A 16,679-nucleotide genomic window follows, 5' to 3' on the forward strand; every position below is an offset into this window, starting at 1 on the left:
CTCAACGAGCCGATAACGAATGAGCAGATAACGGCTTGCGGACATGCGAAGCTCAGCTTTGCCGAATTTGGGCGAGCGAAGCATAGCCTTATGTCCGCTGTTATCTGCCGTTACCATCATTCTTTTACTGCTATTAGGAATATCCGGTTGAACTTTAATTTTACCATTCCTTTTTTAGCTTGATATTCAAATGCTTTTCTCACGATTTCTTTGAATACTGAGATGTAGTTTGCTGTCAGTTTTATGTTGTAGTAATCTTGGTTTAAATATCCTGCTATTGCGCCCGAAGAAAATATCTTGAGCACATCTTCAGGTGTATGTTCTGTTGTGATGGTCTCAATTTTTGAAAACACAACTTTAAAACCACATTTTTCAAATAGAGATTTATATTCTTCTGCAGTTTCAAGGAAGAACCATGGTTCCTTAAAATGGGAGAATATTTCTTTTGTCCTCTCATCTCTCTTCACCATTTCAACTGCTTCTATAAAATTGGGACAGTATATCTTCTTTGCTGGTGCCTGAATGCCAATTCTTCCATTCCTCTTTAATGCTCTGTAGCAGTTCTTTATCACTTTCTCGGGATCTTTAAACCACTGAAAGGCTGAGTTGCAAAAAATAACATCAAAACTTTCCACATAATCTATATCCTCTGCACTTTTAATTTCATACACTATCTCTAACCCTTTACTTTTTTCAATAGCCTCCCTCATCATCCCTTCAGAAGGATCAACTCCCACAACATTTCCATTAGACAAACTTCTTATCTTCCTCGTTAAATGCCCTGTTCCACACCCCAAATCTAAAACATCATCATTAGTTCTAATTTTTAAAAGTTTTAGCAGTATTTCTGATGCTGATTTTTGAACGGTTGCGTATTCTTCGTATTCTGTCGCAATTTTTGAGAAATCCATTTTACTCATACTAAATCATATACTCAATAGGATTGTCAAAACTTTTTAAGCAAAAATGCTTAAAAGCCTTGAATTTAAATGTATTGTTTATATTTTGCTTGCTTCCCCCTTTTTAGGGTTAAACTAGTAGCTACAGCAACTACAAAAGGAGGCAAGCTCGTATGTCTAAAGTTGCTCGTTTTCTGGATTTGCTCTAAATTCACTCCTGATGTAAGGTCTGCAATCACCTCTTTCAACTAAATCAAAGAGCCCGTAAATACTCTAAATCCAGATACTATTGCTCATATTGCCATCATGCACTCTTTACCTGGAAAGTTCGTAAAATGGAAATCCTTCTTATCCAGCAGATATTCACTTCATTAATCAAAGTGAGATTGCCAATCTATTAAACTCCAATGTCCAGCATCGCAAGGTTGTTGGGCTGCAAAACCTTGATGATGAATCAGAAGAATTCAGGGCTTTTAAACAACTCATTGAAAGGCTTAATAGAACTTGCAAACACCGTGTGAAACCTGCTCACGGCTTTAATTGTTTAAATGGCGCTGTAGCCCTTACTGTCCTCTTTGTTACACATTACAATTTCCTCCGGCCTCGCTTAATAACAAAACTCCTATCCAATTACACGAGCTGGAAGGTATCTCCACGCTTCAACCTGCATTAAAGAAAAACAAGGAACTGGAAGAAAGACAAGATAAAATAGAAAAAGCTTTAAAAGAACTCTCAAAGATTGACTCCAGAGTGGCAGAGATACTAAAAAGTGTTGGGCTGCTGTAATAAAACTGTAATAAAAGGCATCAAAATTTGAAAAAATCACTTTGACAAATCAGCTATGCAAGCCATGTTTTGATTTTAGGATTGCCTGTCACGCAAGAGGCCGCGGGTTCAAGTCCCGTCCACCCCGCCAATAAAATCAAGAATTTGTGAAGGTATTTAAAACCCTATATCCCTCAGGCTTCTTGGAAATTGTCTTAGTGATTCTAAGTCTGTGCCTGCTGCAATTTTTAATGCTTCCTGTATGAAACTTTTAAATGTGCTTTTTACTTGTTCAAACTTCTCTTTTAGTACGGGCTCCAATCCATGGGCAAGTATGGAGTTGTTTCTCAATTTGAGGCATTCAAGAAGTTCTTTTTTTCTTTCCAGGTAAAGTTTTCCTAAATCGTCATCCATATGAGCGAGGAGTTCATAGCTCTTTGCAAGAGCAAGCTTGACTATGCCATCTTCGCTATTCTTTTCACACTCTGTTTGCAAAAATTGCAAAGCCTTCTCATTAAGTTTAGGAAGCTCATTACATTTTATGTTTGAATTATCTATTCCGTGAGAATTTAACCTTAGCTGTGCTATCATCTCAATTGCTCTGTAGTATCTGGCAATAGAGTCATCAAACTTACTCTGTTCAGCCCTTCTTTCAGCATTCATAACAAGGTCAATAACTTTCTCATAACCATGACAGGATTTTTTCCCGAGAATTTGCTTTAGACAGAGATAATAGTTGATTATTGCTTTGTGACAAGAACTGTCCTTTGGAAGGGCTTTAATTATTCTGTCAAACTCTTCAAAAGCAGACTGATGGTGAAACTTATCCCATAAAACAAATGCATTAAGTATATCCTTTAATCGCATTATTTCGTTTTTTGTTTCCACAGGCAGGGAAGCTTTAAGATAGTTTTTCGCTTTTTCAATGATTTCCTCGTAATAGTACTTATGCATTAAAGTATCAAAGTATTTCCTGTCAATTCTGTAAAGAAGATTTATCTTATTTATTGATGTTGGAAAGTCTCCGCTGTCAATTTTAATAAGGTTTGTTCTCTGGGCAGTATTAAGTTGAAGCTCCCAACCATCCTGAAGAATACTAAGAATCACCAGTGCTGCACTCATGGTTTTTGTCCCTCCAGTGTAGTTTGCAATGACTCTGATACTTTGTTTGTCTGGAAACCTCTCATTTAGTCTGGAGAGCAAATCTTCTTCAAGCTTTTTAAAGGTTTCATTTAGGTCATCTATAATGTCCACATCAAGAGTTATTTTTTCATAGTCTTCTTTTGAAAGATTGCACTCTTTTGCGATAATTTTATCCCCTTCTTTCAAGGGCTTACCATCAACCAGTCTTTCCGATGCTACATCAGATTTTCCAGAGGAACAGATAAAATAAACGAAGTCAAACTTCTCTTCTATTATGGAGTTTATAATGGGCACAGTGCTTCCACCAACAGTGAAAATTCCTATTGTTTTCATGTTTACCCCCATATACTTTTGTTTAATTTTTTTATAAACAATTATATCAAATACTGTTTAGAAACTCACCAGAGTTTTGCTTGAGCAGTTACTTACTCAAGACATGATTTAGAAGGTTTTTATGGCAAATTTAATGATACTATGATAAAATGGAAAAAATAAGCTTATGGAGGTGGAAGATGAAAAAAGTTTTGATACTTTACTATTCAAGGACAGGAAATACAGAGAAAATGGCAAAAATGATTGCTCAAGGACTTGCGGATAAAAGTGTCATTGTTGATTTAAAAAAAGTTGAAGAAGCGAGTGTAGACAGCCTGCCGGAGTATGATGGTTTTATAATTGGTTCACCGAACTATTTTGGAACTATGGCAGCAGAGGTTAAAAAATTCATTGATGAGTCTGTTAAATATTACAGAAAAATTGAGGGAAAACTTGTAGCAGCCTTCACCTCTACTGGAATGATTGGTGGAGGTGGAGAGACAGTATGTCTTGATATTCTGAAGGCATTTTTAATTCATGGATGTATATGTTTAGGTTTTACAAGACTTGGACACTACGGACCTGTTTCAATTGGAAAGCCTGATGAAAGGATTGAAAGAGAAATAAGTGAAATGGTGAGTAAGTACGCAGAGGTTCTTAAAAGAATATAATGTTTGACAGAAAAAAACAGCTCAGGTGGGCATCTTTAAAAGTTGGTATTGTCATAACAACTACCCTGCTTATAATTTTTTTCGTAATAATTTTTTCAGGCGGAATACAATCCTTTTTTCAAAAAAGAGTGCTGATGAATATTTACATATCAGATGTAAAAGGACTGCGTAAAGGTGCACCCGTAAGAGTAGCAGGAGTTGATGTTGGAGAGGTCAAGGATATAAAACTCAGCAAAGAATACGGAACTGTGGTAAGAGTTTTGATAGATAAAAAAGTTTTAGGTTATTTGAAATCCGACGCCAGAGCTACTGTTCAGACAATAGGACTTCTTGGTGATAAATACATTGAGATATTTCCAGGTGAATCTCAGGAAAGCTTTGACATATCAAAGGCCATGCATGGATATCCTCAGACAGAAGTAAGGGAAATAATAGCAGTTGCAGCATCAACAATGAATAAAATTGAAGGACTGATTCAGAAAATTGATTTCTTGATAACAAAAGTTGAAAGCGCTGAAGGAACAATTCCAAAACTGATCACTGATCCTTCCCTTTATAATAATCTGAACTCAACGGTTTTAGAACTTAAAAGAACAGTGCAAGAGATAAGACTTGGAAGCATTGGAATGATTTCAAGAGATAAGGAACTTTCTCAAAGATTGGCAAATGCTTTAAAAAACTTTGAGGAAGCTTCAAATAAAATATCCTCACAGCAGGGAACACTTGGAAAAATGATAAATGATCCTGCTTTATATGAAAGCCTTCTTAACAGTTCTCAAAGACTTGAAAATCTTTTAAAGGAAATTGAAGATTCAGAGGGAACAGTTAAGATGCTAATCAAGGATAAAAAAGCAGCGGAAGATTTAAAACAAAGCATAAAAGAGCTTAAAGAACTTATTGAGGAAATAAAGAAAGAACCGAAAAAATTTTTCAAATTCAGCATATTTTAGTTATAATTTTTTATGGCAACCCTTGAGATAAGAAAATATCCTGATGAGGTATTAAAAAAGAAAGCTGAGTTAGTTAATGATATTGATGGAGATTTACAGAAATTCATTGATAACATGATTGAAACTATGTATAATTCAAATGGTATTGGCCTGGCTGCTCCTCAGGTGGGAGTCTCAAAAAGAGTTATTATTGTTGATACCTCTCCAAGACAGGAGAATCAATCACTTATTGTTTTAATCAATCCTGAGATAATAAATTCAGAGGGAGAAGTTCTCTCTGAAGAGGGATGCTTGAGTTTACCAGGTTTTATAACGAGGCTTAAAAGAAATGAAAGAGTTTTTGTGAAAGGACTGGACAGAAAAGGTAAGCCCATAGAAATTGAAGCAACAGGACTTCTTGCAAGAGCATTGCAGCATGAAATTGACCATCTTGATGGCATTCTTCTTATTGATAGAATAAGTCCTCTTAAACGGGAACTTTTCAGAAGAAAATACTTAAAAGCAAAGAAATAACTCTGTCATGCCAGCCGGGATAATTTTTTTTGGGACTCCAGAGTTTGCAGTTCCTACGCTTAAAGCTTTAATTGAAAGAAAAGAAAAGATTCTCCTTGTAATCACACAGCCTGATAAACCAAAAGGAAGAGGAAAGATTATTCAATCCTGTGAGATTAAGAAAGTTGCTATAGAATTCGGGCTTAATGTGGTACAGCCAGAAAAATTGAGAGATGAAAGCTTCGTAAAGATGTTAAAGGAGTTATCTCCTGAGTTTGCAGTGGTGGTGGCATATGGAAAAATTCTTCCCAAGGAGATTCTTCAAATACCCCAATACGGTTGCATAAACTTGCATGCTTCACTGCTGCCAAAATACAGGGGTGCAGCACCAATCCAGTGGGCATTGATAAAAGGAGAAAAGATAACTGGTGTGACAACCATGCTTATTGATGAAGGTCTTGATACAGGTCCGGTGCTTTTGCAGAAAGAAGTTCCCATAGAAGATGAAGACAACGCTCAGAGTCTTGCTCATAAGCTTTCTATAGTTGGTGCTGAATTAATTATTAAGACAATTGAAAAAATGAGAAATAGAGAGATTGAGCCAAAGCCTCAAGAGGGAGAGCCAAGCTACGCGCCTCAGCTTAAAAAGGAAGACGGAAAAATTAACTGGAATCTTTCAGCACGGGAAATACTTAATCTTATAAGAGGAACCTATCCCTGGCCGTGCGCATACGGTTTTTTAAAAAATGAGAGAGTAAAAATAATTAAGGCAGAAGTATTGGAAGGAGTTGCCTCTCCAGGCATTATTGTTAAAGCAAAAAATGAATTAATTGTCGGCACAGGCAGTGGCTTACTAAGAATTCTTCTTATTCAACCCGAAGGTAAAAAAGTAATGACAGCAAAAGAATTTATCTCTGGAAGAAAAATAAATGAAGGCGTGGATTCATTTTCTTAGAGGTTTTATTCTTAAGATTCTTTATCCTGTCTTAATGCTTGTGGGAGCATTTTTAAAATCTAAAAAGGCTGAATTTCAGGCATACATTGTAAAGCTTAACAATCTTCTCGTTATGCGTGATAGTGTGAATCCAAGAAAAATACTTCTTTTGCTTCCTCACTGTATTCAGAACTCAAAGTGCGATGTCAGGCTTACCTTTGATGTTTATAAATGTCGTAGATGTGGAAGCTGTAAAGTAAAATATTTAATTGAACTTGCTGAGACTTACAATGTATCAATTGCCATTGCTACTGGAGGAACAATTGCAAGAAAAGTAGTAAAGGAGATTAAACCGGATGCGATTGTTGCAGTTGCCTGTGAAAGGGATCTCTCAAGTGGAATAGTTGATACTTATCCAATTCCTGTTATTGGAATTCTCAATGAGAGACCATTTGGTCCATGCATTGACACCACAGTAAATCTTCAGAAAGTTGAGGAAGCAATTAAATGGTTTATAAATCACCAAGAAAAACGGTAGTTGCAATCTTAAGCACTGTATTGTATAAAAAAAAATCTTTGAAATCCCTGCTTACTGATGAAGTTCTCTCATCTTTTCATAAGCCTGATAGAGCATTTCTCATAGAAGTTTTATATGGCACACTAAGAAATCTATATCTCATTGATTTTTTACTTGAAGGTTTTTTTAAAGACAAAACAAGGCTTTCTCCTTTTACAGTAAACAATCTAAGATCAGCAGTCTATCAACTGCTGTTTATGAGACTGCCAGAATATGCTGTGACTTTTGAGGCTGTAAATGTTGAAAAAAGCTTTAATGGGAATCCTTCGGTTGTAAATGCCATATTGAGAAATTTCATAAAACAGTATTCTGGTAAAAGTTTGCAGGACATTGTTAAAAGCAACTTATCTCTTTCAATAAAATACTCCCATCCAGAGTGGCTTATCAGAAGATGGCTCAAAAGATTTTCCCATGAAGATGTAGAGCATCTTCTTAAAGCAAATAATGAAAAACCGCCATTTACAATTGCTGTTAAGCCTGAAGAAAGAGCTACTGTGGCTGATTACTTAACAGAAAAGGGCTTTAAAGTAGAGTTTTCAGAAGCTGTTTCATCGGGATTAAAACTATATGGACAGGGCTATGAAATAAGACAGGCTCTCAGGGAGGCTTCATTTTTCTGGATTGTTCAGGATGAAGCTTCTCAGCTTGTTTGTTTTCTTTTAGAGTCCTTTGAGGGTGCAAGAATTCTTGATGCTTGTGCAAGCCCTGGTGGTAAGACACTTCTTACAGCAGCTTTGATGAAAAAGGGAGAAATTATCTGCATTGAAAATAACAGAGTAAGGTTTAAAACTTTGCAGGAAAACATTAACAGATTGAAAAAATTTGTCCCTCATGTAAAAATAAAGCCTCAGCTTGCAGACATTCGTCAGATAGAGTTTAAATACTTCTTTGAAAGAATTATTCTTGATGCACCCTGTTCTTCAACGGGAGTTATAAGAAGAAATCCTGATGTAAGATACAGAGTAAGTGAAGAAGAGATTAAAAGGCTTTCAGAAATTCAAAAACATATGATTGAAAAGGTCTCACATTTTTTAGCTAAAGACGGTATTCTTTTATACTCTGTTTGTTCAACAGAGCCAGAGGAGGCAGAAGAAGTAATTGAAAGTTTTTTACAGAAGCATGATGAATTTAGTAGTATAAATAAGTTACGAACATATCCGCACACACACGGAATGGATGGATTTTTCATGGCTAAGCTTTTGAGAATTAAATGAGAAGAGTGTTATACATAGCAGGAGCAATATTTGGAGGCTTTTTAGCAGGTTATCTTTCTTTGACTCTCTTTGTTTCAGGAGGAACCATAGAAGTTCCTGACTTAAGAGGGAAAGACATTGTACAGGCAAATCAAATACTTAAGGAAAAGGGACTTTACATACGAATTGATGGAGAAGAGTATTCAGAAATGCCTACAGGAACAGTTTCAAGACAATCTCCACCCGCAGGAACAAAGATTAAAAAAGGAAGAGAAATTGGAGTAATAATGAGTAAGGGATTGAGGTTTACAGTTTTTCCTGATGTAAGAGGAATGAGTTATGATGAGGCTGAAAAAGTTTTAAATGAGAAAGGTATTCCCATAGAAAAAGTTATAAAGATTCATTCAGACAAATATCCTGAAGCCACTGTTATAGCACAGTCACCCGAGCCACAGGAAGGAGGAAAGGCAGTGAAGTTAATTGTAAGTCTTGGACAAAAGGAGGAAGAACAATGACACTTATAGCTCCATCAATACTTTCTGCTGATTTTGGAAGGCTTGCTGAAGAGGTTAAGCTTGCAGAGCAGGCTGGTGCAGACATGATTCATATAGATGTAATGGATGGATGCTTTGTTCCCAACATAACGATAGGTCCTCTCGTAGTGGAAGCAGTCAAGAATGCAACAGCACTTCCACTTGATGTTCATCTGATGATTGTAAGCCCGGAAAAATATATTGATGATTTTGTTAAGGCAGGAGCAGACATTATTACAGTTCATGTTGAGGCATGTGTGCATCTTCACAGAACAGTGTGGCAGATAAAAGAGCATGGAACGAAAGCAGGAGTCTCTTTAAATCCTGCAACTTCACTTTCTTCAATTGAAGAAATCATGCAGGATATTGACTTAATCTTAATTATGTCGGTTAATCCAGGTTTTGGTGGGCAGCAATTTATTCCTTCTTCAATTGACAAAATTAACAGAGCTAAAAAGATGGTTTTATCTCGTGGCTGTTCAGCAATGATTGAAGTAGATGGAGGAGTAAAGCTTGAAAATGCAAAAGAGATTGTTCGGGCAGGAGCAGACATTCTTGTAATTGGTTCAGCATTTTTTGGGCAGAAAGATTACAGAGTATTTATGGAAAATCTGAATAGGGAGTTATATGGAGATTAAAAAAATTATTGAAAAAGCTGAAAAACTAAGGCTGAATGGTTATTTTAAAGAATCTTTACAGCTGTGGAGAAAAATTTATAAGAAGGCGATTAAAAACAATGATTTGGAGCTTTCTGTTGACTGTTTAATAGTGATTGCAGACCTGAACAGAATTATTGGAAAATTTAAAAAAGCAGCACTTCTTTATAATGAAGCCTTAGAAGTTTCAGATATTTTATATAACAGACTCGCTAAAGCAGACGCCTTGGTAGGACTTGCTCTTACAAAAAAGGCAATAGGTCAATGGAAAGATGCTTTAAAATTTGTGAGACTTTCAAGAAAGATTTATGAAAATCATAAGGATAAAAAAGGAATTGCCTTTACGCTGTGGGCTGAAGGCAGTATATGGAGATTTGGAGGAAGAATAAAAAAATCATTACAGTCTTTTAATCAAGCACTATTGCACTTTAAGAAACTTAGAGAAAAACAGAGTCTTGGATATGTTTACTGCGGGCTTGGTGGAAGCTCAAGAATCTATGGTAATTATGAAGATTCAATGAAATACTACAAAATGGCAAATGAGATATTTCATAAAATTGGAGATAGATTTGGATTGGCTTACTCTTTTTGTGGTATAGGTAATGCTTACAGAATGATAAATGATTTTAAAAATTCGGAAAGAAATTTCAGAAAGGCTTTAAATATTTACAGTAAAATCGGTGATATTGTAAGCTCATCTTATACCCTTTGGAGCATGGCAATGGTGTATATTTTGCAGAAGCAGTATAGGAAGGCTCTCCAGTATATTGAAAAAGCCGAAAAAAACTTCAAAAACTGCAATGACCCCCGCGGACTAATATATTGCAAACTTCAAAGAGGCATGCTCCATTATCTAAACAGAAGAAAAAAAATGGCAATGAAATATTTTAATGAAGCATGGAAAGAAGCTCAAAATCACGATTTTGCACTTGAGAAAAAATATGCTCAGGCTTTAATTAATAGGAAGTATTCTTTGCCTTATAATATTCCATAGATTATAATTTATGATGACAAATGCAAGGGTAATAACAGTTCCAAATATACTGAGTTGTCTCCGCATATTTCTTGTGCCCTTTTTCATTATTGCGATGAACTCAAAGGACTACTCAGCAGCGTTAAAAATTGTAATTGTTGCAGGGTTAACTGACAGCCTTGATGGAATTATTGCAAGAAAATTTAATCAGATATCAAAGCTTGGAGTGTTTCTTGACCCTCTGGCAGATAAACTTCTTCTCTTAAGTATTATGATAACTTTTTACATCAATGAACTTGCACCAAAATGGTTTATAATACTGGTTTTCATAAGAGATGCATTTGTAGCTACTGGATGGTTAGAAATTTACCTAAGAAAAAGAAAAATAACAAAACCAACACTGCTTGGCAAGATAAGCAATGCCTCACAGGTAATCATGTTTGGCTATATTCTTCTTTCCACAAACTTTGACATTCCCTCAATACCTCAAATTGGATATTTCTTGGTAAGCTTCCTTGCAATTGTCTCACTATTTCAATACATATTGATAAGATTTAAAGATGGCAAAATCAGGAGTTAAAATTGAATACATAAATCCTGGAAGTCCCGCTCAAAAAGCAGGATTAAAAGAAGGAGATATAATACTATCAATAAACAGGCATTCTGTCAAGGATGCAGTTGATTTAATGTTCTATGCTGATGAGGATTTTCTCAAAATTACAGTTGAAAGAGATGGCAAAAAAATAAGCTTTAATATTAAAAAGAGAGCAAAGCCTATTGGCATTGAAGTAGAGCCCTTCAGAATAAAGAGATGCGTAAATAAGTGTTTGTTTTGTTTTGTTGAGCAGCTTCCAAAGGGATTAAGAAGGTCTTTATATGTTAAAGATGAAGACTACAGAGCGAGCTTTCTTTATGGAAATTATATTACATTGACAAATCTCACCCAGAAGGACTATGAAAGGATAAAAAAACTAAGACTGAGCCCTCTTTATATCTCTGTTCATGCTACAGAGCCTGAGATAAGAAACACTCTTTTAGGAAATTTTGAAGCTCCACCAGTTATGATTGAGTTAAAAAAACTTGCAAAGATCAAAATCAGGATGCATACTCAGATAGTGCTCTGTCCCGGGTTTAATGATGGAGAAATACTTGAAAAAACAATCTCAGATCTTTACAAACTTTATCCCTATGTATCTTCAGTAGCCATTGTTCCCGTAGGACTTACAAAATATCATAAAAATGGACTTACTCCTGTAACAAAAGATAAAGCTGAAGAAGTAATAAAAACTGTTGAAAGATTTCAGAGACGCTTCAGAAAAAAACATGGAGTTAGCTTTGTTTATCTTGCCGATGAGTTTTACATTAAAGCTGAAAGACCTTTTCCGCCGCTTAGTTTCTATGACGAGCTTCCTCAGATTGAAAATGGAGTTGGAATGGTTCCATTGTTTATGCATAAAGCAGCAAAACTGAATATACCATCAATGAGTTTAAAAAAAAGATTTGTTACCTTTACAGGAGCGTCTTTTTATCCATATCTTTGTGAGTTTATTGAAAAACTTAAGAAAAAAAACATTCCAATTGATGTTTATCCTCTAAAAAACAACATGTTTGGAGAAACAGTAACAGTAACAGGACTTTTAACTGGCGAGGACATAATCAAAGGGTTAGCTTCATGTGTGGAGCCTGGAGACTTACTTCTTATCCCTGATGTCACAATGAAGGATTCTGAAGACATGTTCATAGATAATTTAAAAATAAGTGATATTGAAAAGATTTTACAGATTAAAGCAATAAAAATTAATTCAGAACCAGAATCTCTTTTGAAGGCAATCAAAACTTAAACTGCTCGTTTCTTCCCAGCCATTGATCTTAAACCCGAGATGAGGTCGGCTAAAGTAGTGAGAGTTAGTCGCAAGTGATTTAGTGAGTTAGTCCTGAACTCACTTCACGCCGAGGGCGTGGCGTCGCAATCCCTTTTAAATGAGGTCAAGTTTCCTACAAAATTGTTGATTTATAGATATGGCGTAAACTTGACAGCGTCGCAATCCCTTTTAAATGAGGTCAAGTTTCCTACTAAGCAGGTTTTTAGACATCCTGTTAGGACGGTATGTGTCGCAATCCCTTTTAAATGAGGTCAAGTTTCCTACGTGTAAAATGGTAACTATGGCTTTCTTATTAGAGATAAGTCGCAATCCCTTTTAAATGAGGTCAAGTTTCCTACGAGTAGGTTTTTCCCTTGATCACCCCAAAGGCAAGTCGCAATCCCTTTTAAATGAGGTCAAGTTTCCTACATGGGTTCAGGGATAAGGTTGGCGGGTATGTGTTTTCGTCGCAATCCCTTTTAAATGAGGTCAAGTTTCCTACGATAACATGGAAAGAGAACTTTTAAAAAATTTGTTGGTCGCAATCCCTTTTAAATGAGGTCAAGTTTCCTACACAACTTATGCAAAAAGATTGAAGGAATTATGTCCGTCGCAATCCCTTTTAAATGAGGTCAAGTTTCCTACCATATGCAACATTTATCGAATTTTGCCAGAATTCTGCGAGTCGCAATCCCTTTTAAATGAGGTCAAGTTTCCTACTCATTTAAAAGCAAGACAGAATTTTCATTTTTGATTGACGTCGCAATCCCTTTTAAATGAGGTCAAGTTTCCTACTCCTATTTTTTAAAAGGGATAACTATTAACTATTCACAGTCGCAATCCCTTTTAAATGAGGTCAAGTTTCCTACTTAACAGGTAACAAAGATGTTGGACCGAGCATGCTGTCGCAATCCCTTTTAAATGAGGTCAAGTTTCCTACTATGAAAAAAGAAAGGGGGTGCAAGAAGATGAAGTAGTCGCAATCCCTTTTAAATGAGGTCAAGTTTCCTACTTTCTGCGGCAATCAAATTTATGAAGATAATAAAGAAGTCGCAATCCCTTTTAAATGAGGTCAAGTTTCCTACAAAAACGTAAGGGGGGGAATATGGAAAGAGAAGAGGTCGCAATCCCTTTTAAATGAGGTCAAGTTTCCTACACACATTATTGGGAAATACTGTCTTGATTTCCAGATAGTCGCAATCCCTTTTAAATGAGGTCAAGTTTCCTACAAAAACGTAAGGGGGGGAATATGGAAAGAGAAGAGGTCGCAATCCCTTTTAAATGAGGTCAAGTTTCCTACACACATTATTGGGAAATACTGTCTTGATTTCCAGATAGTCGCAATCCCTTTTAAATGAGGTCAAGTTTCCTACTTCTTACCTACGGGGGCGTGATTGTATCAGCTCTTGTCGCAATCCCTTTTAAATGAGGTCAAGTTTCCTACGAGATGGAGGCTTTATTCAAAATTCTTGCAAAGAACGATGTCGCAATCCCTTTTAAATGAGGTCAAGTTTCCTACTTCTTACCTACGGGGGCGTGATTGTATCAGCTCTTGTCGCAATCCCTTTTAAATGAGGTCAAGTTTCCTACTTTTTGCTTAAACAGAATGTAGTTCGGCAGGGGTATAGTCGCAATCCCTTTTAAATGAGGTCAAGTTTCCTACGTTAAGGTTGGATGTGGTAAGTGTGGGTGGGTCTGGCAGTCGCAATCCCTTTTAAATGAGGTCAAGTTTCCTACTGGTTCCTCAGGATTTGCTTTGCGCAGATCCTGGGGAGGTCGCAATCCCTTTTAAATGAGGTCAAGTTTCCTACGAGAGAAAGAAGGAGGAAAAGATGAGAAAAAGGTTTTCCAGGTCGCAATCCCTTTTAAATGAGGTCAAGTTTCCTACGATGTCCCTATCTCAAAGAATTACTTGAAGCATTTTAAAGTCGCAATCCCTTTTAAATGAGGTCAAGTTTCCTACAGAGTTACTAAAAGAATTCTTAAGCATTTTGTCGCAATCCCTTTTAAATGAGGTCAAGTTTCCTACTGAGTCGGTTACTTTTTTTCTTATTTTTCAATAAGTTATAAGGAAGGTTGTGCAAATTTTTTAATACATTTCTATCACCGATTAAGTCAAAAAGTGTTATTAATGCAAGATTTTTAATGTTCTTAAAATCAAGATTTTTTAACAAATTTCCACTCCCTTAAAGTAAAGCTCGCATTGTCAAAGATCAGTATTTTTAAAATTAAAGCATACAGTTGTTGAAAAAGTCAACTTTAAATAATTCATCATCAGATTGCCGAGAGAAACAGGTAGTAAAAATTCAAAGTTCAAGATTAAAAAAAGCAAATAATTTAAAAATCACATAAAAACCTCCACTCCATCGGGAATTTTAGCTCCACAACCCAGCACCGCAACCAGTGAATCTTTAGAGAGCGGATAAATTCGCACATCATCGTATTTTGGATGAATCAGTTTTTTCAGATTATCTTTTAAATTTCTAAGCTCATGAATTGTAAGAACACAATAAAAAACAGAGTATTGAAGATGGAGTCCTTTCCCTTTCATTAATTTGTAAATTCTTGCAAGTCTTTTTTCATCAGCTATGTCATAACATACAAGATAAGGTGCTTTCATTTTCTTAGATCCTTCATTATTTCAAAAAATTCATCAATAACAGTTTCAGCAAGTTGAAAGATGCTTTCCCTTCTTGATTCAAATCTGTCAATTATGCTTTTTATATTACTCTCTGAAAGTTCATTATTTTCAATTTTTACACTGTTGGACTGGAAGAACTTTATTGTTTGAAGATCTGCCTCTGGTTCAAAGATCAGTGAAAGATCAAGTAATAATCCAAAATTAACTCTTCTGTTGATTATTCCAAAGTGAGGATCTAATCCTGCATTAAGGATTCTTCCTAAAATTATTGCTCTGATAAAGTTTTCAACTATATCTTTTATCATGCTCCATGTGGCGTATCTCTGGCCAATTTTATTGATTATAAACTGATAATTTCCCTCGCCAATCTCATCTGGAAGACGGAATTTTTTAAATATTTCTCTTAAAATCTGCATCTGCATCATGGTCTTTCTTGTCTGAATCCATTTTCTGTATCGCCTTTGTGTATCTTCTGATTGAATAATTATCCTTTGCTCTTTATAATGCCTGGGAAGTTTATGATTGTATGGTAAAATAAAAGCTTTTTCTGTATTTCCTTGTGAAATAAAAAGCAATGGTATGTTATTGTCAGCGCAAAGAGTAATTGAATCAGCATCAATTCTAATATTGCCGATTACTACAACTTTATCAATTGCATTTACAGGAATTCTTCGTGCCGCCTTATTTCGAGAGGTTATCAAAAGCGAGGGTCCATCGGCATGTAAATTTATTCTGTTTCCTCGTTCAATCAGATATAATGTCCTTTGCATCAACTATCCTCCTTGCAATGGCTCTTAAGGTGTCTCTTAATTTTTGCCTCATTGGCTGTGCCCATTGCTCATAAAGAGGATAAAACTTTTTCCTACCTGATTTTTTCAGATAAACTCCTCCTTGTGTCATATCTTTCATAAAATCTCGCGCAGTAATATGCCTTTCTTTGAAAAGTTCATATACGAGTCTGTCAACATCAACTCTGAACATTTCCACAATGTCACAGGCAAGAGATTCCCTTCCATATTCAAACTGATGATAAAAACCAATTGTAGGGTCAAGTCCGATAAGTTGAATCTCTCTTACTGTTTCATAATGAAGCAGAGTATAGCAAAAGCTAAGCATGGCATTTACAGGATCCAGTGGAGGTCTGCGTGTTCTTTTTGTAAAGCCATATGAGTTTGGATATAGCTTTGTATATATTGAAAAATAAAGTGCCTGTGCTGTGCCTTCAATGCCTCTCAATGAGTCAATGGATAAGGCAGTTTTGACTGAATTAATTTTATTTTGTAAGTTTTCTATAGTTTCTGTCACATGCATTGAAAGAATAGGTTTGATATTTACTATTTCCTTCAAAAATTCAATATTTGATGAGATTTTCTTCTCCACAATCTCTTTTGCCAGTTTAAGAGCAAATTCATTAGTTGATTTTTCATACTGTTTTACTCTTAAAAATCCATTATTATGCAATGAGCCATAAATTGTGCCAATATATTTAAGTTTTCCAGTAAAAAAAACTACTGTAACATTATTTTTTATCAACTTATGAATTACAGTTGTTTGGAGTTTAACATTTCCGACTATTACAACTCTTTTTAAGGGAGTAATAGGAAGACTTCCTTCTTTTTTCCCTCTGTAGTAAAATTCAATTGAGTTTCCATCGGTTTTTAAATAGATGTCCTTTCTATCTATGAAAACTGTGCCCATTTATCCTATGTAAAAGTAAGAAGGGTCTTTTGGTAAGACTGCTATTCCCAGGGTATGCACTGTACAGTGTCCGTCAATTCTGAATATGTGAACTCTGTCTTCATATGGATTTATCAGTCTTTTAAGCTTGCTTATAATGAATCTAACCTCTTCAGGTATTAAAAAACATTCATAAACAGAGCGTTGTCCACCGGTGCTGTAGCCTTTGAGAAAATATCTTATCTGTGCCAGTCTTCGTTCATCAGTTATATCATAGGCTATTATGAATAGACTCCTCATCTTTAATTTTAAAATTCCTGTTGAGAAAATTTGTTGGAAAACAATATTCCAGAAACATTTCTATTTTAGTTTGCTCAGGATGCAAGAATTTGCTGGTTCTT

At 35.5% G+C, this 16,679-nt stretch carries 18 protein-coding genes and 1 CRISPR repeat array; of the genes, 11 read left to right on the forward strand and 7 right to left on the reverse strand.

The window, feature by feature from the left end; genetic code table 11:
• Nucleotides 1–116: 116 nt before the first annotated feature.
• The 3 genes from V4D30_RS08720 to V4D30_RS08730 form a co-directional block, all read right to left on the reverse strand.
• Entirely contained in the window at nucleotides 117–920 is an 804-nt protein-coding gene (locus V4D30_RS08720) for a methyltransferase domain-containing protein (RefSeq protein ID WP_353683937.1), read from the reverse strand.
• A gap of 601 nt (nucleotides 921–1,521) precedes the next feature.
• Nucleotides 1,522–1,725, reverse strand: a complete 204-nt coding sequence (locus V4D30_RS08725) for a hypothetical protein (RefSeq protein ID WP_353683938.1) — start codon at nucleotides 1,723–1,725, stop codon at nucleotides 1,522–1,524.
• Nucleotides 1,726–1,841: 116 nt separating this feature from the next.
• On the reverse strand, nucleotides 1,842–3,140 hold the full coding sequence (locus tag V4D30_RS08730) for a TIGR02710 family CRISPR-associated CARF protein (RefSeq protein WP_353683939.1): 1,299 nt from the start codon (nucleotides 3,138–3,140) through the stop codon (nucleotides 1,842–1,844).
• Nucleotides 3,141–3,319: 179 nt separating this feature from the next.
• Between V4D30_RS08730 and V4D30_RS08735 the strand changes: the two genes are divergently transcribed.
• The 11 genes from V4D30_RS08735 to V4D30_RS08785 are packed head-to-tail and all read left to right on the forward strand — an operon-like array spanning nucleotide 3,320 to nucleotide 11,939.
• A complete protein-coding gene (locus V4D30_RS08735) occupies nucleotides 3,320–3,790 on the forward strand; it encodes a flavodoxin domain-containing protein (RefSeq protein WP_353683940.1) in 471 nt (156 codons plus the stop codon).
• Nucleotides 3,790–4,740 (forward strand): MlaD family protein, encoded by a 951-nt coding sequence (locus V4D30_RS08740; RefSeq protein WP_353683941.1) that lies wholly within the window; start codon nucleotides 3,790–3,792, stop codon nucleotides 4,738–4,740. Before V4D30_RS08735 ends, V4D30_RS08740 begins: the two co-directional genes overlap by 1 nt.
• Nucleotides 4,741–4,752: 12 nt before the next feature.
• Nucleotides 4,753–5,253 (forward strand): peptide deformylase, encoded by a 501-nt coding sequence (gene def / locus V4D30_RS08745; protein ID WP_353683942.1) that lies wholly within the window; start codon nucleotides 4,753–4,755, stop codon nucleotides 5,251–5,253.
• Nucleotides 5,254–5,260: 7 nt separating this feature from the next.
• A complete protein-coding gene (gene fmt / locus V4D30_RS08750) occupies nucleotides 5,261–6,187 on the forward strand; it encodes a methionyl-tRNA formyltransferase (protein WP_353683943.1) in 927 nt (308 codons plus the stop codon).
• A complete protein-coding gene (locus V4D30_RS08755) occupies nucleotides 6,162–6,704 on the forward strand; it encodes a DUF116 domain-containing protein (RefSeq protein ID WP_353683944.1) in 543 nt (180 codons plus the stop codon). The genes fmt and V4D30_RS08755 overlap by 26 nt, the downstream gene beginning before the upstream one ends.
• Nucleotides 6,674–7,957 (forward strand): 16S rRNA (cytosine(967)-C(5))-methyltransferase RsmB, encoded by a 1,284-nt coding sequence (gene rsmB, locus V4D30_RS08760; RefSeq protein ID WP_353683945.1) that lies wholly within the window; start codon nucleotides 6,674–6,676, stop codon nucleotides 7,955–7,957. Before V4D30_RS08755 ends, rsmB begins: the two co-directional genes overlap by 31 nt.
• Nucleotides 7,954–8,451 carry a PASTA domain-containing protein gene (locus tag V4D30_RS08765; protein WP_353683946.1) on the forward strand — a complete coding sequence of 166 codons (498 nt, stop codon included), beginning with the start codon at nucleotides 7,954–7,956 and terminating at the stop codon, nucleotides 8,449–8,451. The genes rsmB and V4D30_RS08765 overlap by 4 nt, the downstream gene beginning before the upstream one ends.
• Nucleotides 8,448–9,107, forward strand: a complete 660-nt coding sequence (gene rpe / locus V4D30_RS08770) for a ribulose-phosphate 3-epimerase (protein WP_353683947.1) — start codon at nucleotides 8,448–8,450, stop codon at nucleotides 9,105–9,107. The genes V4D30_RS08765 and rpe overlap by 4 nt, the downstream gene beginning before the upstream one ends.
• Nucleotides 9,097–10,119: a tetratricopeptide repeat protein gene (locus tag V4D30_RS08775; RefSeq protein ID WP_353683948.1), complete on the forward strand. Its 1,023-nt coding sequence runs from the start codon at nucleotides 9,097–9,099 to the stop codon at nucleotides 10,117–10,119. Before rpe ends, V4D30_RS08775 begins: the two co-directional genes overlap by 11 nt.
• A 10-nt stretch (nucleotides 10,120–10,129) precedes the next feature.
• A complete protein-coding gene (locus V4D30_RS08780; protein ID WP_353683949.1) occupies nucleotides 10,130–10,678 on the forward strand; it encodes a CDP-alcohol phosphatidyltransferase family protein in 549 nt (182 codons plus the stop codon).
• On the forward strand, nucleotides 10,659–11,939 hold the full coding sequence (locus V4D30_RS08785; RefSeq protein WP_353683950.1) for a DUF512 domain-containing protein: 1,281 nt from the start codon (nucleotides 10,659–10,661) through the stop codon (nucleotides 11,937–11,939). The genes V4D30_RS08780 and V4D30_RS08785 overlap by 20 nt, the downstream gene beginning before the upstream one ends.
• Nucleotides 11,940–12,061: 122 nt before the next feature.
• Nucleotides 12,062–13,989: a CRISPR direct-repeat array (repeat unit 36 nt; unit sequence GTCGCAATCCCTTTTAAATGAGGTCAAGTTTCCTAC).
• Nucleotides 13,990–14,304: 315 nt separating this feature from the next.
• Here the strand turns inward: V4D30_RS08785 and cas2 (V4D30_RS08790) are convergent.
• From cas2 (V4D30_RS08790) to cas2 (V4D30_RS08805), 4 genes are read right to left on the reverse strand one after another with little or no spacing between them, the layout of a single operon-like run.
• Nucleotides 14,305–14,580, reverse strand: a complete 276-nt coding sequence (gene cas2, locus V4D30_RS08790) for a CRISPR-associated endonuclease Cas2 (protein ID WP_353683951.1) — start codon at nucleotides 14,578–14,580, stop codon at nucleotides 14,305–14,307.
• Nucleotides 14,577–15,371 carry a CRISPR-associated endonuclease Cas1 gene (locus tag V4D30_RS08795; RefSeq protein WP_353683952.1) on the reverse strand — a complete coding sequence of 265 codons (795 nt, stop codon included), beginning with the start codon at nucleotides 15,369–15,371 and terminating at the stop codon, nucleotides 14,577–14,579. Before V4D30_RS08795 ends, cas2 (V4D30_RS08790) begins: the two co-directional genes overlap by 4 nt.
• Nucleotides 15,346–16,299, reverse strand: coding sequence for a CRISPR-associated endonuclease Cas1 (gene cas1 / locus V4D30_RS08800; protein ID WP_353683953.1), 954 nt, complete (start codon nucleotides 16,297–16,299; stop codon nucleotides 15,346–15,348). The genes V4D30_RS08795 and cas1 overlap by 26 nt, the downstream gene beginning before the upstream one ends.
• On the reverse strand, nucleotides 16,300–16,578 hold the full coding sequence (gene cas2 / locus V4D30_RS08805; protein WP_353683954.1) for a CRISPR-associated endonuclease Cas2: 279 nt from the start codon (nucleotides 16,576–16,578) through the stop codon (nucleotides 16,300–16,302).
• Nucleotides 16,579–16,679 lie beyond the last annotated feature (101 nt).

Source organism: Thermodesulfovibrio sp. 3907-1M (assembly GCF_040450955.1).
Lineage (GTDB): Bacteria > Nitrospirota > Thermodesulfovibrionia > Thermodesulfovibrionales > Thermodesulfovibrionaceae > Thermodesulfovibrio > Thermodesulfovibrio autotrophicus.